General features: G+C 35.6%; 25 protein-coding genes. 24 read left to right on the top strand and 1 reads right to left on the bottom strand.

Annotation, left to right across the window (positions count from 1 at the left end):
• The first annotated feature begins 185 nt into the window (after window positions 1-185).
• The 16 genes from polA to Q0E20_RS00915 all read left to right on the top strand — a co-directional run bounded on the left by polA (window position 186) and on the right by Q0E20_RS00915 (window position 16,397).
• Window positions 186-2,810 carry a DNA polymerase I gene (gene polA / locus Q0E20_RS00990; RefSeq protein ID WP_295994984.1) on the top strand — a complete coding sequence of 875 codons (2,625 nt, stop codon included), beginning with the start codon at window positions 186-188 and terminating at the stop codon, window positions 2,808-2,810.
• A 46-nt stretch (window positions 2,811-2,856) separates the two neighbouring features.
• A complete protein-coding gene (gene coaE / locus Q0E20_RS00985) occupies window positions 2,857-3,465 on the top strand; it encodes a dephospho-CoA kinase (protein WP_295994981.1) in 609 nt (202 codons plus the stop codon).
• 64 nt (window positions 3,466-3,529) lie between these two features.
• Complete coding sequence (locus Q0E20_RS00980) at window positions 3,530-4,084, top strand: lytic transglycosylase domain-containing protein (protein ID WP_295994979.1); 555 nt, start codon at window positions 3,530-3,532, stop codon at window positions 4,082-4,084.
• The gene (locus Q0E20_RS00975) at window positions 4,068-4,760 is read left to right on the top strand and encodes a hypothetical protein (RefSeq protein WP_295994976.1); all 693 of its coding nucleotides are present in this window, start codon (window positions 4,068-4,070) and stop codon (window positions 4,758-4,760) included. Before Q0E20_RS00980 ends, Q0E20_RS00975 begins: the two co-directional genes overlap by 17 nt.
• Window positions 4,761-4,947: 187 nt before the next feature.
• On the top strand, window positions 4,948-5,406 hold the full coding sequence (gene rimP, locus Q0E20_RS00970) for a ribosome maturation factor RimP (protein WP_295994975.1): 459 nt from the start codon (window positions 4,948-4,950) through the stop codon (window positions 5,404-5,406).
• A 17-nt stretch (window positions 5,407-5,423) separates the two neighbouring features.
• Window positions 5,424-6,509, top strand: coding sequence for a transcription termination factor NusA (nusA, locus tag Q0E20_RS00965; protein WP_295994971.1), 1,086 nt, complete (start codon window positions 5,424-5,426; stop codon window positions 6,507-6,509).
• A complete protein-coding gene (locus Q0E20_RS00960) occupies window positions 6,509-6,778 on the top strand; it encodes an RNase P modulator RnpM (protein ID WP_295994968.1) in 270 nt (89 codons plus the stop codon). The genes nusA and Q0E20_RS00960 overlap by 1 nt, the downstream gene beginning before the upstream one ends.
• A 9-nt stretch (window positions 6,779-6,787) precedes the next feature.
• A complete protein-coding gene (locus Q0E20_RS00955) occupies window positions 6,788-7,093 on the top strand; it encodes a ribosomal L7Ae/L30e/S12e/Gadd45 family protein (RefSeq protein WP_295994964.1) in 306 nt (101 codons plus the stop codon).
• A 15-nt stretch (window positions 7,094-7,108) separates the two neighbouring features.
• Window positions 7,109-9,547 (top strand): translation initiation factor IF-2, encoded by a 2,439-nt coding sequence (gene infB, locus Q0E20_RS00950; protein ID WP_295994961.1) that lies wholly within the window; start codon window positions 7,109-7,111, stop codon window positions 9,545-9,547.
• Window positions 9,548-9,556: 9 nt separating this feature from the next.
• Window positions 9,557-9,913, top strand: a complete 357-nt coding sequence (rbfA, locus tag Q0E20_RS00945; RefSeq protein ID WP_295994959.1) for a 30S ribosome-binding factor RbfA — start codon at window positions 9,557-9,559, stop codon at window positions 9,911-9,913.
• A gap of 20 nt (window positions 9,914-9,933) precedes the next feature.
• Window positions 9,934-10,878 carry a bifunctional oligoribonuclease/PAP phosphatase NrnA gene (locus Q0E20_RS00940; RefSeq protein WP_295994956.1) on the top strand — a complete coding sequence of 315 codons (945 nt, stop codon included), beginning with the start codon at window positions 9,934-9,936 and terminating at the stop codon, window positions 10,876-10,878.
• Entirely contained in the window at window positions 10,878-11,813 is a 936-nt protein-coding gene (locus Q0E20_RS00935) for a tRNA pseudouridine(55) synthase TruB (RefSeq protein ID WP_295994951.1), read from the top strand. The genes Q0E20_RS00940 and Q0E20_RS00935 overlap by 1 nt, the downstream gene beginning before the upstream one ends.
• Before the next feature lie 2 nt (window positions 11,814-11,815).
• Entirely contained in the window at window positions 11,816-12,745 is a 930-nt protein-coding gene (locus tag Q0E20_RS00930) for a bifunctional riboflavin kinase/FAD synthetase (protein ID WP_295994948.1), read from the top strand.
• A gap of 9 nt (window positions 12,746-12,754) precedes the next feature.
• Window positions 12,755-13,519 carry a shikimate kinase gene (locus tag Q0E20_RS00925; RefSeq protein ID WP_295994944.1) on the top strand — a complete coding sequence of 255 codons (765 nt, stop codon included), beginning with the start codon at window positions 12,755-12,757 and terminating at the stop codon, window positions 13,517-13,519.
• A complete protein-coding gene (locus Q0E20_RS00920; RefSeq protein ID WP_295994941.1) occupies window positions 13,519-15,672 on the top strand; it encodes an ATP-dependent RecD-like DNA helicase in 2,154 nt (717 codons plus the stop codon). The genes Q0E20_RS00925 and Q0E20_RS00920 overlap by 1 nt, the downstream gene beginning before the upstream one ends.
• On the top strand, window positions 15,672-16,397 hold the full coding sequence (locus Q0E20_RS00915; protein ID WP_295994939.1) for a ComF family protein: 726 nt from the start codon (window positions 15,672-15,674) through the stop codon (window positions 16,395-16,397). Before Q0E20_RS00920 ends, Q0E20_RS00915 begins: the two co-directional genes overlap by 1 nt.
• Before the next feature lie 52 nt (window positions 16,398-16,449).
• Here Q0E20_RS00915 and Q0E20_RS00910 read toward each other — a convergent pair whose 3' ends face one another.
• Window positions 16,450-17,052, bottom strand: coding sequence for an HD-GYP domain-containing protein (locus Q0E20_RS00910; RefSeq protein WP_295994936.1), 603 nt, complete (start codon window positions 17,050-17,052; stop codon window positions 16,450-16,452).
• Between the two features lie 858 nt (window positions 17,053-17,910).
• Here Q0E20_RS00910 and Q0E20_RS00905 point away from each other — a divergent pair.
• The 8 genes from Q0E20_RS00905 (at window position 17,911) to Q0E20_RS00870 (ending at window position 26,073) form a co-directional block, all read left to right on the top strand.
• Window positions 17,911-18,717 (top strand): basic amino acid ABC transporter substrate-binding protein, encoded by an 807-nt coding sequence (locus Q0E20_RS00905; protein WP_295994991.1) that lies wholly within the window; start codon window positions 17,911-17,913, stop codon window positions 18,715-18,717.
• A gap of 13 nt (window positions 18,718-18,730) precedes the next feature.
• A complete protein-coding gene (locus Q0E20_RS00900) occupies window positions 18,731-19,381 on the top strand; it encodes an amino acid ABC transporter permease (protein WP_295994933.1) in 651 nt (216 codons plus the stop codon).
• The gene (locus Q0E20_RS00895; RefSeq protein WP_295994930.1) at window positions 19,378-20,097 is read left to right on the top strand and encodes an amino acid ABC transporter ATP-binding protein; all 720 of its coding nucleotides are present in this window, start codon (window positions 19,378-19,380) and stop codon (window positions 20,095-20,097) included. The genes Q0E20_RS00900 and Q0E20_RS00895 overlap by 4 nt, the downstream gene beginning before the upstream one ends.
• A gap of 446 nt (window positions 20,098-20,543) precedes the next feature.
• Window positions 20,544-20,741 carry a cold shock domain-containing protein gene (locus tag Q0E20_RS00890; RefSeq protein ID WP_295994927.1) on the top strand — a complete coding sequence of 66 codons (198 nt, stop codon included), beginning with the start codon at window positions 20,544-20,546 and terminating at the stop codon, window positions 20,739-20,741.
• A 226-nt stretch (window positions 20,742-20,967) separates the two neighbouring features.
• Entirely contained in the window at window positions 20,968-21,501 is a 534-nt protein-coding gene (gene raiA, locus Q0E20_RS00885; protein WP_295994925.1) for a ribosome hibernation-promoting factor, HPF/YfiA family, read from the top strand.
• Window positions 21,502-21,705: 204 nt separating this feature from the next.
• On the top strand, window positions 21,706-24,141 hold the full coding sequence (secA, locus tag Q0E20_RS00880; protein ID WP_295994922.1) for a preprotein translocase subunit SecA: 2,436 nt from the start codon (window positions 21,706-21,708) through the stop codon (window positions 24,139-24,141).
• Window positions 24,142-24,264: 123 nt separating this feature from the next.
• A protein-coding gene (prfB, locus tag Q0E20_RS00875) for a peptide chain release factor 2 (protein ID WP_295994920.1) occupies window positions 24,265-25,372 on the top strand; the annotation gives its coding sequence in 2 pieces (ribosomal slippage) (window positions 24,265-24,321 and window positions 24,323-25,372; 1,107 coding nt in all).
• A gap of 8 nt (window positions 25,373-25,380) precedes the next feature.
• The gene (locus tag Q0E20_RS00870; RefSeq protein WP_295994917.1) at window positions 25,381-26,073 is read left to right on the top strand and encodes an LmeA family phospholipid-binding protein; all 693 of its coding nucleotides are present in this window, start codon (window positions 25,381-25,383) and stop codon (window positions 26,071-26,073) included.
• The last annotated feature ends 1 nt before the right edge of the window (window position 26,074 follow it).

Below are 26,074 nucleotides of genomic sequence, written 5' to 3'. Positions count from 1 at the left end.
CCCTGCGAAGGCCGCAGGCCGTAGACAGACCCGGCCGGTGGAAGCTTTAGGCCACCCGTGTTCCCATTCTTCTTAAGCAAGAATGCGTAGTACATATATTTTTACCTTCGTATAAGCGATTAAAAATCAATTTTATTACGCCTCAATATGCTATAATGAAACATATGATTAAGCGAGGTGTACACATGAAAAAATTAATGATTATAGATGGCAGCAGCCTGTTATTCCGTGCCTTTTTCGCGCTTCCTCCGTTGAAGTCTGCTCTTGGCACGCCAACTAATGCGGTATATGGTTTTTTGACGATGCTCATTAAATTATATGAGGAAATAAAACCTGACTACATTGCTGTCGCATTTGATAAAGGCCGTCACACATTCCGTACTGAAATGTATAGTGAATATAAGGGCAATCGTCCTGATGCACCAGAGGATTTACGACCTCAGTTTAGCTTGATTCAGGATGTATTAAAGGCTCTTGGCATATGCGTTATCGAAGAGGAAGGATTTGAAGGGGACGATATTCTTGGTTCTTTATCAAAGACATTTGGCTCTTCTGATTTAGCGGTAAAGATCATTACTGGTGACCGAGATAATTTACAACTTGTTACCGATTACAGTCATGTATTCTTGACGAAAAAAGGTATCTCAGACATGCTAGAGGTTACCTTAGAGAATATGGCTGAATTATATGGTTATGGCCCTGATAAGGTTATCGAAATGAAGGCGCTTATGGGTGATTCTTCCGATAATATTCCTGGCGTTCCAGGGGTTGGTGAAAAAACAGCTCTTAAATTGATTAATGAATACGGTGATTTAGAGTCTGTATACGAAAATATCGATAACATTTCTGGCAAGAAATTGAAAGAACGTCTTGTTGAAAACAAGGATTTGGCCTTCTTATCTCGTCAATTGGCTACCATTAAAACGGATATGGATTTGTCCTATACGCTCGATCAATTTGTACAGAATTTCCACCTTGGCGAAGTGAAGCCCATGTTTGAAACACTTGGTTTTACTAAATTGACACCTCGCTTGGCTAGTGTGATGGGCACAGAAGGTAGCGATGCAGAGGATTTTGGTGGCCTCTTTAGTATGGCCGAAGAGATTAAAATCGAAGATTTGTTAGATTCATCTGCTCTTACTGAGGACTTTTACAAAAATAAAACCATTGGAGTTCATATCATTACAGACGGCAAGGCACCATTCCGTACGATTACGTCTGCTTTCATTAACAATGGTGAAAGCATTATCAAGCTAGATAGTTCTCATAATGATGTATTATTACATGCATTAAATGGTGCGAAAACGATTGTAACGACACAAAGCAAGGAATTGATGGAGGTTCTTTGCCATAATGAACCGGCTCAGATTCGTTTATATGATGATGGCGTTGCTCGTATTCACGATATATCCTTGATGGCTTATCTATTGGATCCAACGCGTACCAATTACGGATATCTTTATTTAACAGAGCGTTTTAGTGTGCCATCTATTGCCACAGGTAGCGTTGATGTAGAGTGCGTTTCTATGGTAAAAGCCTTACTCGCTATGGACGAGGCGGCTGTTAAGGCATTACAAGATGAATCCTTATGGGATTTATATAACAACATTGAATTGCCGTTGATTCATACATTACTTGTGATGGAGAAAAATGGTATTTATATTGATCCAGTAAAATTAGAAGAATCAACTGTTAAATTCAAGGCAGAACTCGAAGCTGTTCAGCAAGAAATTTATGAATTGGCGGGGGAAACATTTAATATTAATTCTCCAAAACAATTGGGTATTATCCTGTTTGAAAAGATGAATCTACCTGTCATTAAAAAGACGAAAACAGGGTACTCTACAGATGCAGAAGTATTGGATATGCTTCGTCATGAAAGCCCTATTGTAGAGAAGATTTTGGCTTATCGATCAGTGTCTAAATTAGTTTCTACTTATTGCGAAGGCTTAGCGGTCCTCATTAATCCTGAAACGCATCGCATTCATACCACATTTAATCAAATGGTGACAGCTACTGGACGATTGAGCTCCTCTGATCCGAACTTGCAAAATATTCCTGTCCGTACAGAAAAGGGTCGTGAAATTAGAGCGTTATTCTATCCTGGAGAAGGCTTTGATACATTAGTGAGTGCCGATTATTCACAAATCGAGCTTCGTATTTTGGCGCATTTGTCTGGTGATGAAGCATTAATTAAGGCTTTTAATGAAGGGAAGGATATTCATAGATTTACCGCTGCCGAAGTGCTTGGCAAGTCTCAAGATGAGGTAACCAGTGAAGAACGGTCTCATGCAAAGGCAGTCAACTTTGGCATTATCTATGGTATTTCTGACTTTGGTTTATCTAGAGATCTCAGCATTACACGCCAAGAGGCAAAAAACTATATTGAATTATATTTTAGCCGATATCCAAAGGTTAAAGAATATATGGACAACATGGTACAAGAAGCTCATGAGACTGGCAAGGTTCGTACTATGTTTGGTCGTATGCGTGAGCTACCAGATATTAATAGCCGCAATTTCAATCGTCGTTCCTTTGCAGAACGGACGGCTATGAATACACCGATACAGGGGACTGCTGCGGATATTATTAAGCTCGCTATGAACAAGGTGGAATCCATTTTAGAAGAGAAGAGCTTTAAGTCCCGTTTATTATTACAGGTGCATGATGAGCTTGTATTAGAAGTCATAAACGATGAATTGGATGCTATTCAAACGTTGCTTAAGGAAACTATGGAATCCATTGTAGAATTACATGTTCCACTTATTGTTGATGTACATAATGCGGAAAACTGGGCACTTGTAAAATAGATTTTTCATATGATGTTTGGATTGGCAGAATCAATAGGAGGCACATATGTTAAAAATAGGTTTAACAGGTGGTATTGCATCTGGTAAGAGTACGGTATTAGATTTTTTTAAAAAGAAAAACGTACCATATATTGATGCTGATGTAGTAGCACGTGAAGTTGTAGAAATTGGTACACCCGGTTTAGCGGCTATTCATCAATTGTTTGGTAATACAGTACTGCGGGATGATGGTAGTTTAAACCGAGAGGCACTTGGTGCCATTGTATTTCATAATGAAACTAAGCTTTTAGAATTAAATCATTGCTTGCATGGATTAATTCGAGACCGTATTGATGATCTGGCTAATACATTTGAAAGAGAACATGAACCTGTTGTTATCTATGATATTCCTCTTTTGATTGAAGGTAAGTGGTATGAGAGACTAGATACGGTTTGGCTTGTGTATGTATCGCCAGAGGTACAAATTCAACGATTAATGGCGCGTAATGGTTACTCAAAAGAGGATGCATTAGCGCGTATTCAAAGTCAAATGTTACTAGATGATAAACGGCCCTATGCAGATGTCATCATTAATAATGATGGTACACCTGATGAATTATATATTCAGTTAGAAAAATTGTGGCATGAGAAACTACTACCGTTGTATAATAAATAATTATCAATGAAATATATGTTTGAATTGATTCAAATATATACAGTTAAGAGTAAGGGGAGGATGTATGAAACGAACTACAGCAACAGCCTTGGCTATTGTAGTATTAGGATGGTTTTATTTTAACCATTTACAAGATCCTGTAGCACGCAATGTAGCATACCCCTTTGAGTATAGAGACGTAGTTATATCGGCTGCAGAAAAGGAAGAGGTATCACCAGCTTTGGTTGCCAGTGTTATTTTGGCTGAAAGTAAATATAAGAATACGGCGGAATCAGAAACGGGGGCCCTTGGATTGATGCAGCTCATGCCGGATACGGCTCGTTGGGTAGCACAACAAATGGGGCATAGTAACTATACAGATCGCCAATTAAAAGAACCGGAAATTAATATTCAATTAGGGACATGGTACTTAGGTTATTTATTAAAAGAGTTTAATGGTGATGAGGTACAAGCCTTAGCTGCGTATAATGCGGGGCGTGGGCATGTGGAATCATGGGTGAAGGAAAAAAATTGGAATGGTATGGTAGATACAATTCCATTTCCTGAAACTCGTATGTATGTTAAAACCGTTTTGATGTATCAAGAAAGGTATGAAGCATTATATGGAGAACATTATTGAAACATGTAAGTCTTTAGATTATTCTTGGTTACCACAGACGATTGGAAACTTTAGACTTGTTATAACGGGACCTGATGAAATAGTAAAAGCTCAAGAATCTTTGGCCGCTAATAAGGCGGTATTGACCTTACCTTTATTTCATTATGAAAATGACTTAGGTTGGAAATGGTGCGCTCTGTATGATAAAGAGGTAGAGGATTATACTGTGCATGTGGTTATGCCTTTGTTCACATTTGTAGATATATCTTTTGTGCGACAAGAGTTTGAACCGTATTGGCAGGGCTTGCAAAATCGTTGCGTACAGGGGCTTTCAAAATTACTCATCAACAGTGCAGAAAATTTTACTTATACCTATATGCGTAAGGATTTACAAAACTGGGATTTTGAAGCTGTTATGCCCGCTGAGTTAGAGGGATATGTACGAGATATTACCCCTAAAAATGCAGTGCGTATGATCAATGGTTCGTATATTATAGGTGAATATCGAAAGATGGATGAATGTACAGGATTGTTACTGTACTATAATGAGTATCGCGATGAATTTTTTGCAGAATTACGGTATAAAAATTACCCAGAAATTGATCATCATCTTGATGCTAAAACTTTAGATCAATTAGAAAATGTACTATCTGAACATTTAAAAAATATCCTAAGTGAACTAAATTCACGTAGTTAAATTGTACATTTTAGTTGAATTATGCTATACTATATATGACTTTTATATAAACTTTTTTAAGAGTGGGCTATTGTTGCTCACTCTTTCGTTTATGATTGGGTGAAATTAGTCGTATAATTTTATCAAATTTTATGTTAAAAACAGCGTATATGATCAATATGTAGTATGTTATAAGGAGGCGATGGCTATGAAAAGAGAGGCTGTCGAGGAATTTGTTTCCTCTGTAGTTGAAGGCATTATAGCTGGCACAAATCTGGAATTAGTCGATGTCGACTATGTTCGAGAACGCGATTGGTATTTACGTGTGTATCTCGATAAACCGGGTGGTGTTGATTTGGATGACTGTCAAATGGTCAGTGAAAAATTAAGTGCTGTCCTCGATGAGAAAGACCCGATTGCAGAAAATTATTTGCTTGAAGTGTCATCTCCTGGTCTTGATCGAGTCCTAAAAAAGGAGAAAGATTTTATTCGCTATAATGGCCGTGATGTAGATATCCAATTGTTTAAACCGATTAATGGTAGTAAACAATATACGGGTGTGCTACAAGGTTATTCAGATACTACGATAGAATTTTTAATCAATGGTGAAAGCGAAACATTTGAGCGTACTGCCATTGCACAAATTCGATTACATCTTGATTTTTAATATATGGAGGCGTACGAGTGAGTCAAGAATTAATTCAAGCAGTTATGGTGCTGACTAAACAAAAAGGTTTTGCACCTGAGGTTATTTTTGAATCCTTAGAAGCTGCGTTATTACAAGCATATCGTAAGGAACCACATTCTAATCCAGAGGCGTATGTGGAATTGAATCGTGAAACTGGTGCCTATAAGGTGATGGCAAAAAAACAAGTTGTAGAAACCGTAGAATTACCAGAAACTGAAATCAGCTTATTAGATGCTCGCAAAATTGATAAACGCTATGAAATTGGCGATATTGTTGAGGCAGATGTAACACCTGCTAACTTTGGTCGTAGTGCAGCCCATACTGCGAAACAAATGTTGATTCAACGTTTGAAAGAAGCTGAACGTAGTGTTGTATATGAAGAATACTATAGCCGTGAAGGCGATATTATTACTGGTGTGATTACCCGTGTTGAAGGTAAAAATGTATTTATCAATCTTGGTAAAACAGAAGCCATCTTACCTCCAACAGAGCAAATCGCTACAGAAACATATCATGAAGGGGATCGCATTAAATGCTATATCGTAGAGGTTAAGAAAACTACGAAAGGTCCTCAAATCATGATTTCTCGTACTCATCCGGGGCTATTAAAACGTTTATTTGAGCTTGAAGTTCCTGAAATTTATGAAGGTGTAGTAGAGCTTAAATCTGTAGCACGTGAACCGGGTATGCGCTCTAAAATTGCTGTATATAGCCGCGATGAATCAATCGATCCAGTTGGTGCTTGTGTAGGTCCAAAAGGTCAACGTGTTCAACATATTGTAGATGAATTACATGATGAAAAAATCGATATTGTAAAATGGGATGAGGATCCTGCTATATACATTGCGAACTCATTAAGTCCTGCAAAAGTAATCTCAGTAGATGTTAGTGAAGAAGAAAAATCTTCTTATGTTGTAGTACCTGACTATCAATTGTCCTTGGCTATCGGTAAAGCTGGTCAAAATGCTCGCTTAGCAGCTAAATTGACAAATTGGAAAATTGATATTAAAAGTGAAACACAAGCTGCAGAAAATCCTTTCACAGGTTTTGCAAGTACTGAAGCAGCGGAAAGTGAAGACTAATGAAAACCAAATCTCAACCTATGCGCACTTGTGTAGGCTGTGGTGAACCAAAGAGTAAGCGTGAATTAATGCGCATTGCTCTAAGTCCAGAAGGCGTAATTAGTATCGATAGAACTGGTAAAGCGCCTGGTCGTGGTGCTTATCTTTGTGCATCTATGGATTGTTTTGAGACTGCCTATAAAGGAAAAAAGTTAGAACGGTCTTTAAAGCATGCAGTGTCTAAAGATGTGTATGAAGCATTGAAACATGATTTGGAAAGTAATGAATAGTTTTGGCATATGAGTGAAGATAAAGTTTTAAATCTCTTAGGCTTGGCACAGCGAGCGGGAAAATTGAGTTCTGGAGATTTCATTGTAGAAAAAGCGATGAAAAACAAAATACCAAAACTTGTTTTGTTAGCCACTGATTGTGCAGCCAATAATGAAAAGAAGTACATACAATTAGCAGAAATACATCATATCCCATTGCGTAAAGTCGGTAGTAAAGAATCTTTAGGTACGGCTATAGGCAAGGAAATACGTGTGGTAGTGGCCGTAGAAGATGATGGATTTGCAAAAGCGTTACTAAAAGAGATTGATCAGTAAGAAGGGGGTATGTAGATGTCCAAAAAGCGCGTACATGAAATCGCTAAGGAGTTTGGCGTTGAAAGTAAACAGGTTATTTCTATTTTGCAACAACATAATTTTAATGTAACAAAAGCTGTTAACACAGTAGATGATGAAGGTTATACTGTAGTTAAAAATCAGTTAGGTGGTAAGGTTAATAGTTCTAATACGAAGGCAGAGTCCATTCCTGCTAATCCAAGCAAACATGAGAAAGCCAGCACAACTGAAAAATCTGTGAAAATAGATAAACCAGCAAAAGAGCATAACCATAAAAAAGAATCTAAACATGATAATAAGCATGAAGATAAGAAAGCTAATGTTCGTCATGTACAGATTAATGAGCCTACTAAAAAGCAAAATAATGGTGGTAATAAACAAGATGGCCATAATCATCAAAAACAAGATCGTCCTAATGGTCAACAACAAGGTCAAAAAAATGACAATCGCCACAATAATGGTAACGCAGAAAATCGAAATCGTAATGGTCGCGTAGATAATCGAAACAACAATAGTGGTAATCAACAAAATGGTAATGATCGCCGTAACAAGAAAAACAAAAAAGGCAATAATCGACCACAATCCCTATTGTCCACTTCTATGCAAAAGAAGAAAAATAAGGTAAAACATCGTAACGAGCAATACTTGCAACACAAGGCGGAAGAAGAGCGTAAAGCACAAGAAGCTATTGCTACAGAAATAGAATTAAGTGGTCCTTTAACCGTTAAAGAATTGGCTGAAAAAATGGGCCGTGAAGTTTCTGAAATCATCAAAAAATTGATGCTTTTAGGTGTTATGGCTAGTATTAACCAAGAGGTTGACGTTGATACAGCTACTATCGTAGCTGAAGAATTTGGTGTAGCTGTAACAGAAGTTGAACCGGAAGAAGATCCTACTGATATTATTGAAATTGAAGATGCACCAGAAACTTTGAAGCCTCGCCCTCCTGTTGTAACTATTATGGGTCATGTTGACCATGGTAAAACATCTTTATTGGATGTAATTCGTCAAACCAATGTAACTGCTGGCGAAGCGGGTGGTATTACACAACATATCGGTGCGTACCAAGTTCGTTATAATGATAATAAGATCACATTCCTTGATACACCAGGCCATGAAGCTTTCACAGCAATGCGTTTACGTGGTGCAAAATCTACAGATATTGCAGTTCTTGTAGTAGCTGCTGATGATGGTGTTATGCCACAAACTATCGAAGCTATTAATCACGCTAAATCTGCAGATGTTCCTATTATCGTTGCTATTAACAAAATGGATAAACCAGGTGCTAACCCTGATCATGTAAAACAACAATTGGTGGAACATGGTTTAGTACCAGAAGAGTGGGGCGGCGATGTTATTATGGTTCCCGTATCTGCTAAGAAAAAACAAGGTATTGACGATTTACTCGAAAATATTTTGCTTGTAGCAGAAGTTATGGAACTAAAAGCAAATCCTAATCGTAAAGCATACGGCGTAGTTATTGAAGCTCAACTTGATAAAGGCCGTGGTGTTGTATGTACCGTGTTAGTACAAAAAGGTTCTCTTCGTGTAGGTGATACCGTTCTTGCTGGTACTGCGTATGGTAAAGTTCGTGCTATGACAAATGAGCGTGGTGAAAAGGTTAAAGTCGCTCGTCCATCTATGCCAGTAGAAATTTTAGGCTTCTCTGAAGTTCCACAAGCTGGTGAAATTATCAATGGTATGGATGATAATGAAGCACGTACAATTGCTGAAAAACGCATTGCAAAACAACGTGTACAAGAGTTACAAGCAACGCATAAAGTTACATTGGATGATATTTTTAATCAAATTCAACAAGGTGAGTTAAAAGATCTTAACATTATCATTAAAGCTGATGTTCAAGGTTCTGTAGAAGCATTACGTCAATCCTTAGAAGGTATTAAAAATCCGGAAGTACGTATTGTTATCGTACATGCTGCTGTAGGTGCTATTAATGAATCCGATATTATGTTGGCATCTGCTTCTAATGCAATTGTTATGGGCTTTAACGTTCGTCCAGATGCCAATGTTCGTCGTGCTGCTGAACAAGAAAAGGTAGATTTACGTACATATCGTGTTATCTATGATGCTATTAATGACGTTGAGTCTGCTATGCGAGGTATGTTGGCACCTCAATTTAAAGAGGTTGTCGTTGGTCGTGCAGAGGTGCGTCAAGTTATCTCTACACCAAAAGCTATTGTTGCCGGTTCTTATGTAACTGAAGGTCGTATTACCAACGACTCTGAAGTTCGACTAATCCGTGATGGTATTGTTGTGTTTGAAGGTAAAGTTGACTCTTTACGTCGTTTTAAAGATGAAGTAAAAGAAGTTAAAACATCCTTCGAATGCGGTATCTCCTTGGAAGGTTACCGCGACATCAAGGAAGGCGACGTAATTGAAGCGTACTTGATGGAAGAAGTTGCACCTCAAATTTAGGAGGTTACTATGAGTGATGTTCGTGTAAGAAAATTACAAGAATTCATCAAACAAGAAGTAAGTCAAATGTTGATGCGTGGGTTGAAAGATCCTCGCATCGGCTTTACGACAATTACTGATGTTCATGTAACTGGTGATTTACGTGAAGCTACGATTTATGTTTCCTTGTTTGGTTCTGATAAAGAGAAAGAAGATACTCTTATTGCATTAACGCATGCATCTGGTCATGTACGTACCGAGCTTGGCAAGGTATTAAAATTGCGCCATATTCCTACGATTGCTTTTGATAAAGATACATCTTTGGATTACAGCATGCATATTGAGTCCCTTTTGAATGAAATCAAAAAGGATGAAGAAATAAATTAAGATAAAGGATAATACAGAACATGAGTAAAATTACAATTAATCAATTACACATGGCTCTGTGTGAAGCTAATTCTATAATGCTCACAGTCCACGTACGGCCAGATGGCGATGCTATTGGATCTATGGTAGCCTTTTATGAGGCTCTAGTAGCCCAAGGTAAAACCGTGTATATGGTTGTGGATGATGTAATACCAGAAAAATATTCTTTTTTATCGTATATTGATCAAATTAAAGAGGTTTCTTACTTTGAAACACATCCTGTATCGGTTGATATGCTTATGGTATTAGATGCTAGCACGTATGAACGGATTGGCCGCGTAGGTGCACTCTTTAGTGCACCTATTTTTAATATAGATCATCATATTTCTAATTCAGAATTTGCTGATTATCTATATTTAAAACCTGATTTTGCGGCTACCGGTGAAATTATTACAGATTTGTGTGAACAATGGAATTGGCCTATTACAGAGTCTATGGGCAATGCTCTTTATATGGCGATTGCCACAGACTGTGGATTTTTTAAGTTCAGTAATACAACAGCTAATACACTTAAAATGGCTAGTCGCTGTGTAGCTGCAGGAGCTCGCCCTAATGTTATTTCTGAAACGATTGAGGCCGTCAGTGCGGCACGTCTTGAAGTAACGAAACAGGTTATGCAAACTATTGCATTTTATAAAGATAATCGAGTTGCTACTATTGAGTTATCTCCAGAGGTTATGAATATTTTAGGAGATGATACAGATGGATTTGTTGATATTATTAGAAATGTAGATACTGTTGATGTAGCCATTTTGTTGAAAGGTGAAAGTACAAATCGTACGCGCATTAGCTTACGCTCAAAGGGCACTGATGTAAATGCAATTGCCAATTGCTTTGGCGGTGGTGGCCATATACGTGCTGCAGGTTGTACCATAGAAGCGTCTATTGATGAGGCTAAAGCTCGTCTATTGGAGGTTATTAAATAATGGATGGAGTATTGCCATTTCTAAAGCCTCCTGGTATTACTAGTCATGATGCTGTTGGTATATGTCGTCGCATTTTGAAAGAAAAACGCATTGGTCATAGTGGTACATTAGACCCTATGGCTTATGGTGTCTTACCTATATTCTTGGGAAAGGCGACACGCCTTATAGAATATACAGATGGGTTTGATAAGACATATGTAGCAGAATGCAAATTTGGTACTTTTACAGACACTGAAGATAGTACTGGACAACCGGTTTTGCCTGATGAAGATATGAAATTAGCCTATGGTGTTCAATTGTTAGAGAATTCTTCTATTATTAAAGAAGGATTGATACCGCCAACGTGGGATGAGTTAACGGCTTTGTTATCTAGATTTGTTGGCACACAAGAGCAACGCCCATCTAAGTATTCAGCTATTAAAATTAATGGAATACGTGCTTATGAATATGCACGTAAGGGGATACCTGTAGAGTTACCGATGCGGACTATTACGATTTCTAATATTGAATTGGTAGCCTATGGGTTTCCATATTTTACAATTCGTATCACTTGTTCTGGTGGTACATATATTCGTTCGTTGTTACGCGATATATGTATCCAATTAGGCATACCTGGAACAATGACATCTTTAACGAGGACTAGAGTAGGGCCATTCTCTATTCAATCGTCTTATATAGCCGAAGAATTAACCTTATGTGGTGAGAAACTTGTATTGCCTACAGATATTGCAGTATCCCATCTTTTAAAAGTGGATGTAAATAGTGTACAATTAAAGATGATGGTGCAAGGTAAAGAGTTACCAATCGTTGAGGCATTTTCTCATACGGTTCCATTTGAAAAGTATAGGGCTTATGGACCAAATGGTTTTATAGGTATACTAAGACGAACTAAAGACTCACTTAAGGTGGATAAAAATATTTTTATTGAAGGATAAGTATGAAACATTTACACTCGTTTGATGAATTACGTCAAATTAATCGTAAAATTGTATACGCATTAGGTACATTCGATGGTGTACACTGTGGTCATCAGCGGGTCATTAGTAATGCTATAGCAGAGGCTCGAGCGCATGATGCTGTCACGGTTGTTGTTACTTTCAGTGAACATCCTTTGACTATATTATGTCCAGAAGCTGTTCCTAAACGCGTGTTATCTTCTGATATTATGGATGAGATTTTAGAATCTTTAAAGGTGGATTATATTCTACGCCTTCCTATGAATTTAGATATATTTAACATGTCTCCGGATGAGTTTTTGGATGCACTTTGCTACAATATTGATGTTGTAGGCATTGTAATTGGTACTAATTTTACATTTGGCGCCAAAGGTGTTGGAAATCCTAAGTTAATGCGTGAACGTTTGTGTGAAAAAGGTATTCATATTATTGTTGAACCTTTATTATCTACAAAAGAAGGCCCAATTTGTAGTACTAATATTCGTAAAGCTATAGAAGAAGGCCATATGGAACAAGCGACTGCTTGGCTTGGACGGCCATACCAGTTTAGAGGTATCGTTATAAAAGGCGATCAACGAGGTCGTACATTAGGATTTCCTACGATAAACTTTTTGTTACCTAATGAGATGGCGATTCCACCAGATGGTGTATATGCTAATCGGGTTTGTATAGATGGAATATGGTATGATGGTGTTGGAAATATAGGGGATAATCCAACTTTTAAAAATCAATATCATCGATGTGAAGTACATGTATTTGATTTTGACCAAGACGTATATGGTAAGGAAGTAACTGTTCAATTTATATCTTATATACGTGGTGAGGTTAAATTTAATAATTTACAAGAATTGATTGACCAAATGAAAATCGATGAGGAAACAGCAATTCGGATTTTACGGAATAACCCATAAGGGGGAGCTATGGATATTAAAGATGCACGCAAGCAAATTGATACGATTGATACACAGTTAGTAGAGTTATTTACACAACGATTATCTATCATTAAATCTATTGGTAAGTTTAAAGATGAACATCATTTACCTCTTATAGATGAAGATCGTGATTATGAGATTATTTCTAGTCTTAAGGCTGAATGTGAGGATTCACGTATGTTGACCTATATTGAATCCTATATGAAAGATGTCATTTCTATTAGTAATGAGTTTTTAAAGGAACATATGCACAAACATATTTTCTTAATTGGCATGCCAGGTGCGGGTAAAACTACAGTTGGTAAAATGCTTGCTAAAGAACTCGGCCGAGATTTTTATGATTTGGATCAAACGATTCAAGATAAAGTAGGTAAAAGTGTACAAAATATCTTTATCTATGACGGTAAAGATGCTTTTAGTGAATATGAATATGAAACAATTAAAGAATTAATTCATAACAAACCATCTGTTATTGCTACAGGTGGTGGGACTGTGACATCTGAAAAAATTGTAAATCTTATGAGAAATAATGGTTTAGTTGTATTTGTAAATCGTGATGTTAACCATATTCTTGATGATTTGGATTTAGAAATTCGCCCACTCGTGAAAGAAAGCATTGAATATATTTTTAATGTTTACGAGGAACGATATCCTTTGTATGAACGGGTTGCTCATATTAAGATTGGTAATGAAGGTAGCATTACTGACGCTGTTCAAGAGATTATCGAAGCATTACCTAATACGGAGAAATAATGGAAGTATTACGAGGATTTGTATACCGAATTATATATCAGAACACACAGAACACGTATTGTGTATTTCTTGTGAAAGATTATAATGAGGAATACATTACTTGTACTGGTCGTTTTGAAGCCCCAAAAGAAGGGGAAGATATTGAAATTAAAGGACGCTATGTAGAGCATCAAAAGTATGGTATTCAGTTCGATGCATCTAGTATAGAAAAACTCAAACCCGATAATATGGGGGCTGCCAAACAATATTTAATAAATTTAGGTATAAAGGGCTTAGGGGAAAAGTCTGTAGATAAAATCTGTGATTATTTTGGTCTTCGATTACTAGATGTATTGCGTGAAGAACGGCCTGCAGAAATTAAAGACGTACCAGGTTTACGCAAAGGCGTTAAAGAGGAATTGTATAATACATTACTTGGTGAAGGTATATTATCCGATTTGAACCATTTCTTTGAATCTCATCAGATTTCTTCTAAATGGTCTCGCACTGTGTACACTTATTATGGTGCATCCTCTATAGGTGTCATACAAGATAATCCTTATAATTTATTGCGTATTGCGCCAGATATGTTGTTTAATACAGCTGATACATTAGCAATGAATTTAGATATTGAGGCCGATGATGAACGACGTTTAGAAGCCGGTGTAAATTGGATATTGGGGAATTTAGATAACCAAGGTCATACGTGTTTACCTGTAGATGAATTGATAGGGCGTACCTATGACTTACTGAATGTAGATGCAGATTTAATTGCTAATCATATTGACTCATTAATTTCTCAAGCTATCCTGTATAGTACCTATTATGATGATATACTTTATGTGTATCCGCCTGAAATGTATGTATCTGAAGTAGAAAGTGTACATTATACACGTGATTTTTTAGTTGAAGCTGATCCTATATCACTAGATATTCCAGATTTTATTGAACGTTTTGAAGTAGATAATCATATTACCTTTGGTTCTGAACAGAAAGAAGCCATAGAATTATCATTTTTTGAAAAATTTTCACTTATTACTGGTGGACCTGGTACGGGTAAAACTACGATTATTAAAGCCTTAGTTAAAGGTTTTCAATTAGGTGGATTGGGTCGAATTATTCTTTGTGCTCCAACGGGACGCGCAGCAAAGCGCTTAACAGAGGCCACTGAGTTTGAAGCTACTACTATACATCGTTTGCTCATGCCTGTAGCTGGCAGTGATTCTTATGATTTTACTAAAAATGAAGATGATCCTCTTGATATAGATGTTATCATAATAGATGAAGCATCTATGCTCAATGTACGATTATTTTATTCTCTAATGTCAGCAATTCCTCGTGAGGCTCATGTCATTATTGTAGGCGATGTTGATCAGCTGCCTCCTATAGGTGCTGGATTTGTATTGAAAGATTTACTTGATAGTGATATGGTTCCTTATACGCGGTTACAACATATTTATCGCCAAAGTTCTGGTAATAGTATTGTTGATAGTGCGTATGCTATTAATCGTGGTGAGATGCCAAATCTTGCTACGCCTAGTGATGAATTTACGTTTATACCCGTTAACTCTCTTGATGATATGATGAAAGCCATCATTGATGTGTATAAACGGGAAAAAGAATTTGTCGATGATGAACTTGATATTCAAATTATTTCGCCTATGCGTAGAGGTAAGGCTGGCAGTACAAGTATATCTCAATATGTACAGCAATCAGTGAATCCTCCAGATAGTTATAAAAGTGAAGTGCGTGTCAATGGAATTACATTCCGTGTTGGTGATAAGGTAATTCAAGTTCTTAACAATTATGAATTAGAGGTTTTTAATGGTGAAATTGGCGTTATTTATGCCATTACTAAATCTGATATTTGCATTCGATTTATTCACAAAGAGGTACGCCTATCTATTGATGAAGCTCATATGATTATGCCTGCGTATGCTATAACGGTTCATAAGAGTCAAGGTAGTGAATATGGTGTTGTTATCATTCCATTTGTGCCAATGTATGGTGGAATGTTGCAACGGAACTTACTCTATACTGCCGTTACAAGAGCTAAACGTAAGGTTATTATGATTGGTACAAAGAGCTCTGTAGAACGGGCGGTTAAAACAGTTAATGGTGAAGAACGATATACATTATTTAAAGAACGTTTACAAGGAAGATGTGATGGATAATGAATCTATTTGATTTTTTATTTCCTCCTATTTGCCCTCATTGTGGTACTCATGTACAACAACAAGGGGATTGGTGTGATGCTTGTATTGAAGAAGTTTTACATGTAAGACAAGTGCCATCTAAATTACTATCCTCGTTAGATTCTGCTTGGATTTTAGCTGACTATCGAGGTGGTATTAAATCCATGATATATGACGTTAAGTTTAATGAAAAAAAGGAGCAGTCCAAAGGGGCTGCTCCTTTTTTAGCATCGTACAACTTGAGGATGCACGAGTATAGGCCTCATTATGTGATTCCTATACCATCAAGTATAGAAAAAAAGAAGGTTAGAGGATATAATCAGGTAGATCTATTTTTTTATGATTGGGTGTTATCATTTTCAAATTCTAATTGTATTAATAGTAGAAAAAAAGATAGTAGTGTCAATGGACTTATGGACTGTCATAATGAAAATGAGGTTTGTTATAAATGGTTTGATTGTTTATATAAAATGGATACCCATAAAGAAATGTGGAGATTATCTGGTAGTGAACGGCATAGTACAATCGATAAGGCATTTATGTGGAAGAACACTTGCGATCCCTCATTGTTATATGATAAGCGGATTTTACTAGTTGATGATATATTTACAACGGGAGCTACTTTAGAGTCAGCAGCACGTATATTAAGAAGGTATCACCCTAACTATATTGAAGCATTGACATTAGCTAGTGGTAGTTTTTAAAAATAAAAGGCTGTAATAGATTTTAGTTCTATTACAGCCTTAATTATGTTGTTTAACCTAGTACATCGATAAATGCTTTTACAACATCTGGATCAAAGAGGGAACCAGATGCGCTAAACAATTCTTCTTTTGCTTTAGCTTTTGTTTTTGCCCAAAATTCAGTGGATGGATTCACAGTGGAATCATAGTAATCCGCAACAGCAATGATACGTGCCCCGAGTGGAATGTTGGCGCCGCGTAAATGTTTTGGATATCCTGAGCCGTCCCATTTTTCATGATGGTAACGAATATAAGACAAAATTTGTTGACAACATGGATAGTTTTCAATCATATTAGCTCCACTAGCAGCATGTTGTTTATATTTTGACATTTCTTGCTTATTTAAATATGGTGCTTTTTGAATCATCGCATTAGGAATCATTAAAAGACCTACATCATGTAATAGTGCAGCATGACGGATTTGTTCAATTTCATTTAAAGGTAATCCCATTTTAGCGGCAATACTAACTGCGTAGTTAGATACTTGTATAGAATGTGTGTACAAGTGATAGCTTTTCATTTGTATCATTTGTAATAGTTGAGCACTAATAGCCTCTAAACTATCTTTCTCCAGTTCATACAAACCAGATGGTTGCATCAATGATAACATAAACATAATAAACCCCTCTACTATACAAATCTGTAAAGTACCAACCCCAAGGTGCTTTACATCGTACAACTTATAGTCCGTTCTTCTTTAACAGTATTCGTATTATACAATAAATTTTATTCTTTGTGTATCGGTATAATGTTTGCTTTTTTAACATGTATTCATATTTGGCATAATTAAAACTGTTGACAAAAAAGAAATGCTTTAAAAATGGGATGTGAAATTTTGGCTTTAAGAATTATCATAAAAAAATGAAGAAATATTTTATATTCCTATTCCTATTTTCTATACATTAAAATTAGGACTTGCTTTTTCTATTTTTATCAAAATAGTATTTACTGATATATATGTTTGCTTTTACGTGCGTAATAAAGATATAGACATACATATAATGAATCATCTATAATATGAAAATACGGGTCTGTGGTTGAAAGTCGAGGCCAGTCGCAGGCAAAACGATCCACATAAGCAGTTTAAGAGACTGTGAGCATGGTGCGGCTTAGATGTAAGTCCTGCCGGTTAACCGAGAGAAGTAGTAGTGGGGAGTCATGGACTTATGAGCGAACCTTCCAGCAGGCGAGTGTGGGGGCAAAGACCAGGTCAGCCGTATACAGGCACATGAGGCTTTTCTCATGTGCTTTTTTGTTGCTTATACACTTGTATAAACAAAATTCAAGATAAGTGTGATAATTAAGCCATTATTCATATACAATAATTGTATAATAATTCATATATTGCATAAAAATAAATGTAGAAATCATTAATATCAATAATTTATTTATTGTTATATACATTTATATTGACATAATTATTCCACATATATATACTATATAAATAAACTTAGTTATATGTGAGGTTACTATGATGTTTAATAAAAAAGTAAAAAAATTAGTTTTAGGTAGCTTAATGGTCGTTATGACGGCATCGTTGATTGGTGGTTGTGGATCTTCTTCAACAACTACATCAAACAAACTTATTGTTGGAACTAATGCAACATTTGTTCCTTTTGAATTTAAAGATGATAAAACACAAGACTACGCTGGTTTTGATATTGATTTGATTCGTGCCATTGGTAAACGTATTAATAAAGATGTAGAACTTAAAAATGTTGCCTTTGATGCATTAATTCCGGCATTAAATACTCATGATATTGATGTCGCTGCTTCAGGTATGACAATTACGAAAGCACGTAGTGAAAAAGTATTATTTTCTTCTCCATACTATGAAAATGCGTTAGCTATTGTTTATAAAAGTAATGATACTATTCATTCATTAGATGATTTAAAAAATAAAAAAATTGCTGCTCAAATGGGAACAACTGGTGCTGATTTAGCTCATAAAATTGAAGGCGCTGCAGTAAAAGAATTTGACCACAGTAATGAAGCCTTGCTTGAACTAAAAAATGGTGGTGTTGATGCGACTGTTATTGATTTGCCTGTTGCTCAATATTACAGTACAAAACATCCTGATGAACATATTCAAATTTTGGCATATCCAAATACTAAAGAATATCTAGGATTGGCATTTAATAAAGATAATAAAGCATTAGAAGAAGAAATTAATAAGGCTATTGCTGATATGAAGGCTGATGGTGAATTTAATTCATTATATAAAAAATGGTTTAATGTAGATGCACCAGCAGATATGCCTGTTGTTATTGATTTTAAATAATAGGGAGTTGTAGATGGACTGGAATGTCATAACGAGTAATTTACCATTATTACTATATGGGGCTTTAATGACTATTAAGATTACAGCTGTTGCTGTAAGCTGTGGTTTTATTATAGGCTTAATTATTTCTTTAGCTAGAATGTCTAATTTTGTAGTTATTCGTATACTGGCTAAATGCTACGTCGATGTAATTCGTGGTACACCTATGTTAGTACAAATTTTTATGATTTACTTTGCATTACCACAAATTATTGGTATGAGAATTGATCCTTATGTAGCAGCTGTTGCTGCATGTAGTATCAATTCTGGTGCATATGTATCTGAAATATTTCGCGCAGGTATTCAATCTGTTGATAGAGGGCAAATGGAAGCAGGTCGTTCTTTAGGATTGTCTTGGTGGCAAACGATGCGTCATATTATTATTCCTCAAGCTTTCAAAGCGTCTATCCCTCCTTTAGGAAATGAATTTATTGCGATGTTGAAAGATTCTTCTTTGGTTTCTGTTATTGGATTTGAAGAATTAATGCGTCGTGGTCAATTAATTATAGCTAAGACTTATGCAGCTACTGAAATTTGGGGAACGGTTGCCATTATTTACCTATGTATGACAATACCGATTTCTCGATTGGTTGCTTACCTTGAAAGGAAATATAACGTAAAATGATTGAATTAAAAGACGTGCGAAAATCTTTTGGCAAAAATGAAGTGTTAAAAGGTATTAATTTATGCATTGAAAAAGGTGAAGTTGTTGTAATTATTGGTCCTTCTGGCTCCGGTAAAAGTACAGTTTTGCGGACGATGAATTATTTAGAAGCACCAACTAGTGGACATGTAATTGTTGATGGAATGGATTTGTCTGATAAGAATAAATTGAATGAAATTCGTACGGAAGTAGGCATGGTGTTCCAAAATTTTAATTTGTTCCCTCATATGACTGTTTTAGACAATTTGACATTAGCTCAAATTAAAGTAAGAAAGACTGATAAAAAAGAAGCAGAACAGGTAGCAATGAAGTTGTTGGAACGCGTTGGACTATCTGATAAAGCCCATATGTATCCGGACTCACTATCCGGTGGACAAAAACAACGTGTTGCTATTGCTCGAGCATTAGCAATGAAGCCGAAGGTTATGCTTTTTGATGAACCTACATCAGCTCTAGATCCTGAAATGGTAAGAGAAGTTTTAGATGTTATGAAATCATTAGCTGATGAAGGTATGACAATGGTTATTGTTACACATGAAATGGGCTTTGCTAAAGAAGTAGCTGATAGGGTATTATTTGTAGATGGTGGTCAGATTTTAGAAGACGGTACACCAAAACAAGTTTTTGATGAACCTACTAGTGAAAGAACTAAATTATTTTTATCTAAAATTTTATAATGTCTTAGTAAAGTACTCACGATTATATACTTTTGTAATTGTGAGTACTTTTTGGTATTAATGTTGCTATAAGAATGTTAAGGCAGATAATAAGGTAGAATATAAAGTGCTACTATATATGTTAATTCGTATTAATAGATATAAGATATAAATATTTGTGATATTTAGAGAGTTTATACAGACAATACTAAAAAAATAGCTTTTGTTTTTTATATATTTAAATAATAATGAGATAAATATAAGTTTTAAATGCCATAGACTATATAAAATAAAACATATAATTAAAAGATAATATCGAATAATCCAAATAATTTCTTAATGCTAAATATGTATAATAATTTATGTTAAATCGATGAGTCGTAGTTTGATATTTTATACATGCTATGATATGATACAAATATAAAGCAAGACAGTAAGATAAATATATTTTTAGGAGGATATTACCAATGTTAGGTAAAGTAAAATGGTTTAGTGCAGAAAAAGGTTATGGATTTATTGAGCGAGAAGATGGTAGTGATGTATTTGTACACTTCTCTGCAATTCAAGATGAAGGATTTAAATCTCTTTCAGAAGGTCAAAGTGTAACATTTGATATAGTTGATGGTAATCGTGGACCACAAGCTGCAAATGTTGTAAAAGCATAAGTTCATACAGCGTTAAATTAAAGCAACCAAATATTTCAACAGACTTTATTGTTGGGAGGTTTGGTTGTTTTATAATATGTACACATATTTCTATATAAAATATAAATTTTTTTCTAAAAAAGAGGAGTTTTATATATGTATGTAGAAATACTAACTAAGACACCAGAAATAGAGTGGTAACAAGGTTCTAACATCTGGTTGTTGATTTTTAGAAAGGGTGTTGAATATGAAAGTAGTAATTAGAGGTAAAAACATTGAAGTAACAGCAGCTCTTCGTGAGTATATTGAAAAAAGACTGGGTAAATTAACTCGTTACTTTGATGATGAATTAGATGCACAAGCAGTGTTATCTGTCGTGCGTGATAAAGCGACTATCGAAATTACATGTTTCGTTGATAAAATAGTACTTCGTGGCGTAGAAACTAATGCTGATATGTATGCTGCAATCGATTTAGTCATAGATAAAATCGTTCGTCAAATTCATAAACATAAAACTCGTTTAGCAAAACGATTCAAACGTCAAGAAGCGTTCCATCCAGATGTAGTAGCTTTAGATAAACCTGTAGAAGAAGAAAAAATTGAAGTAGTAAAACGTAAACATTTTGCTGTTCGCCCTATGGATGTAGAAGAAGCAATTTTACAAATGAATTTAATTGGTCATGATTTCTTTATGTTCTTTAATGCGGAAACAGAAACAATGAATGTCGTATATCGGAGACATGATGGTTTCTATGGTTTAATTGAGCCTGAATTGAAATAATATGATTGATTAACAATCTAAATCCTCTGCAATTTAATTGAAATTTAATTGAATTGTATCATATACATGATGGATGCCCTATTGGGCATCCATTTATATATTTATATCGATAGAAAAGCCTTGAATTCTTTGACTATTCAAGGCTTTTTCGTTATAATGAATTAGATATAATAATGTAAGATATCCCGAAGAGGAGTGATTTGTTTGTTCGGCTTTTTACAAAGTCTTATAGGAAATAATAGCGCAAAAGAAGTAAAAAAAATGCGCAAGATTGTAGATCATATTAATGATTTAGAACCTAATTATGTAAAATTAAGTGACGCTAATCTTGTTAGTAAAACAGATGAGTTTAAACGTCGCCTACAAAAGGGAGAAACGTTAGACGATATTTTACCAGAAGCATTTGCAGTATGTCGTGAGGCATCAAAACGTGTACTTGGGATGCGTCACTTTGATGTGCAAATGTTAGGTGGTATTTGCTTACATAGAGGTAATATCGCTGAAATGCGTACAGGCGAAGGTAAAACTTTAGTTGCAACCTTAGCTGTATATTTAAATGCTTTATCTGGTAAAGGCGTTCATGTTGTTACCGTTAATGATTACTTGGCTACACGTGACAGTGAGCAAATGGGCCGATTATATAATTTTTTAGGCTTGTCTACTGGACTAATCGTTGCTAATCTTGATTATAATCAACGTAAAGAAGCTTATGCTGCAGATGTAACGTATGGTACTAACAATGAATTTGGATTTGATTATCTACGGGATAACATGGTATCCGATGTATCTCAAATGGTACAACGTCCTTTGAATTATGCTATTGTCGATGAAGTTGACTCCATTTTGATTGATGAAGCGAGAACCCCACTCATTATTTCTGGTCCTGGTAGTCGATCTACTGATAACTACTATAAATTGGCACAAGTGGTTCCTCATCTAGTAAAAGATGAAGACTATACAATTGATGAAAAACAAAAAACCATTGCACCTACGGAAGCTGGTATTACAAAAGTGGAAAAAATGTTAGGCATTGATAATCTATATGATGCTGACAACATTGAACTTAATCATTTACTTGGTGCATCTTTACGTGCTTATGCTATGATGCATCGCGATACGGATTATGTAGTCAAAGATGGCGAAGTTGTAATTGTTGATGAATTTACAGGTCGTTTGATGTTTGGACGTCGTTATTCAGATGGCTTACACCAAGCTATTGAAGCTAAAGAAGGCCTTAAGGTTGAACGTGAAAGTCAAACATTAGCATCTATTACTTTCCAGAACTATTTCCGTATGTATGAAAAGTTGTCTGGTATGACTGGTACTGCTAAAACAGAAGAAAAGGAATTTAATGATATCTATGGTTTGGAAGTTATTCCTATTCCTCCAAATCGTCCTTTGATTCGTGTGGATTTACCTGATCTTATTTTTAAATCTAAAGCAGCTAAATACCGTGCTGTTGTACGAAATGCTGTAGAACGTCATCAAACAGGACAACCAATTTTAATTGGTACTACATCTATTACTCAATCCGAAGAACTTTCAGATATGTTATTACGCGCTGGTGTGCCTCATAAGGTATTGAACGCAAAACATCATGAACAAGAAGCGGAAATCGTTGCTAATGCTGGTCAAATGGGCATGGTTACTATTGCTACAAACATGGCTGGCCGTGGTACAGATATTACATTAGGTGAAGGTGTTCCTGAACTAGGTGGTTTAGCTATTTTAGGTACCGAACGTCATGAAAGCCGTCGTATTGATAACCAATTACGTGGCCGTGCTGGTCGACAAGGTGATCCAGGTTCATCCCAATTTTTCCTATCTTTGGAAGATGATTTGATGCGTATCTTTGGTGCAGATAATATTTCTGGCATTATGAATAAATTAGGAATGGAAGAAGATGAACCAATTGAACATTCCTTAATTACAAAATCTATCGAACGTGCTCAAAAGAAAGTTGAAGATCACAACTACAATATTCGTAAATATATCTTGGAATATGATGATGTTATGAATCAACAACGTGAAGTGCTCTATGAACAACGCCGTCGTATCTTAAGAAATGAATCTTTAAGAGATACTATTAATGAGATGATTGACAAGCTTGTAACAGAAGCTGTTGATAGATATGCTGATGAAAAATTATATCCAGAAGAATGGGATTATGATGGTCTTCATAAGCATTTGAGCCAATATTTCTTGACTTCTGAAATTATGTCTACAGAAGAAATGGAAGAATATACACGTCAAGAATTGGATGAACGTTTACATGAAATTGCACATAGTGAATATCAAGATCGTGTTGATCTTTTAGGTGATGCGATGTTTAGCCAACTTGAAAAAGCAATTATGCTACGTGTTGTAGATAGTAAATGGATGGAACATTTGGATAATATGGATATGCTTCGTGAAGGTATTGGTCTTCGTGCATATGGTCAAAAAAATCCATTAGTGGAATATAAATTTGAAGCTTATGATATGTTCCAACACATGATTGACACAATTCAAGATGAAACAATCATGGCTTTATACAAAATTCGTGCACAATTGATTCAGGAAATTGAACAACCAGTAGATCACTTAGAAGGTGCACAATCCCATCATGAAGATGTGTTGGAGCCACAAAACATAGATTAACATTTGTGAATGGCACGTTGCTCAATGGGAAGAATACCTTCTGGGCAACGGCCATTTTTCATTTTAAAAGATAGTTAATTATTACAATATATGTAGTAACAACATAAAGGTGGTGAACATAAATTGTTAGAAGATTTAAAGCCAATTATATCTGGTTTAGAGGAACGAATTTATGGAATGAGGGATTCACTTTAACATTGCTCAGAAAGAAGAGCGAATCTTTACTCTTGATGTACAGATGAGTGATCCCACATTTTGGGATAATCCAGATAAAGCTCGTGAGATTTCTCAAGAGGCCACACAATTAAAAAATTCTGTAGAGGGATATAAGCAATTAGTATCTGATATTGATGATGCCAGTGTTATGTTAGATATGGCCATAGAAGAAGAAGATTCCTCTATGGAAATTGAAATCAAACAATTTTTAAACGATATTCAAGAAACCGTAGAAAAGCAGGAAGTATTATTATTACTTGGCGGGGAATATGATAAAAACAATGCAATTTTAACTTTTCATGCTGGGGCTGGTGGTACGGAGGCACAAGATTGGTGCTCCATGTTAATTCGTATGTATTTACGATGGGCAGAGAAAACTGGATTTTCTGTAGAGCTAATGGATGAACAACCTGGTGATGAAGCTGGTATAAAAAGTGCGACATTTCTTATTAAAGGGGAAAATGCGTTTGGCTATTTAAAATCGGAAAAGGGTGTTCATAGACTTGTGCGTATTTCACCATTTGATGCTGCTGCTCGTCGGCATACATCATTTGCTGCTGTTGATGTAATGCCTGAAATTGATGATACAGTTGAAATAAATATCGATATGAAAGATGTTCAAGTTGATACATATCGTGCAAGTGGTGCTGGTGGACAACATATTAATAAAACTGATTCTGCAGTTCGTATGACCCATAAACCGACTGGTATAGTAGTACAATGTCAATCTCAGCGTTCTCAAATGCAAAATAGAGAACAAGCACTCCGTTTATTACGAGCAAAATTATTTGAACTAGAACTTGAAAAACAAGCCGAACTTAAAGAGCAGATTGGTGGAACCTATCAAGCTATTGAGTGGGGAAGTCAAATTAGGTCTTATGTTTTTCATCCTTATAATATGGTTAAAGATCATCGTACATCGGTTGAAACTGGCAATGTACAAGCTGTTATGGATGGTAATATAGACCAGTTTATTGAGGGCTATTTAAAGAAAGAAGCTAATTTAACCGTGTAGGAGCCATTATGAAGAAATTTTTATTATTCATAGTCTTACTTATTATTATTTGTTTAGTGGGAGCTCAATTTGTAGTACCTAAATATGTAGAGTCTCTTGTAGAAAGTGAGATAAACAAATCTCTTCAGCCGACGAATCAAACAGTTGTCATTGAGTCTACTCCGGCTTTTAAACTTGTTTATGGACAGGCAGATAAAGTCGCAGGAACTTTGGAAAATGTTCAACTGGGTAAGTTAAACTTTTCAAGTTTTCATTATGAAGCGAATAATCTTGTTATTAATCCAGTTTCACTTATTATTTCTCATGAAGTTGATGTACTTAGTCTAGGACCATCTTATGTGGAGGGGATTGTTCTAGAAGATGATTTAAAGAAATTTTTAATTCAAAATACAGAAGGATTACAAGATGCAAATGTCCGCATTAACAATGATCGTATTACCTTAACTGGAACCATTAATATAATGGGGTCTTTAAAAGGTCAAGCAAGCTTAGAGGGCTCATTACAACTTAAGGATAATGTTTTATCTTTTGCACCAAGTCGATTTACTGTAAGTGGATTAACAATTTCTGGTATTACTTCACAACAATTACAACCAATTTCAATTTATGATTTTAATAACTTCCCTGTTCCAGTAAAGGCAGAGTCTGTTACCGTTGAAAAAGGTGAAATTCACATTAAAATTAGACCTGTAATCGATTAGA

It is taken from the genome of uncultured Veillonella sp., assembly GCF_934230905.1.
GTDB lineage: Bacteria > Bacillota > Negativicutes > Veillonellales > Veillonellaceae > Veillonella.
This window is presented reverse-complemented; position numbering and strand designations above follow the sequence as displayed.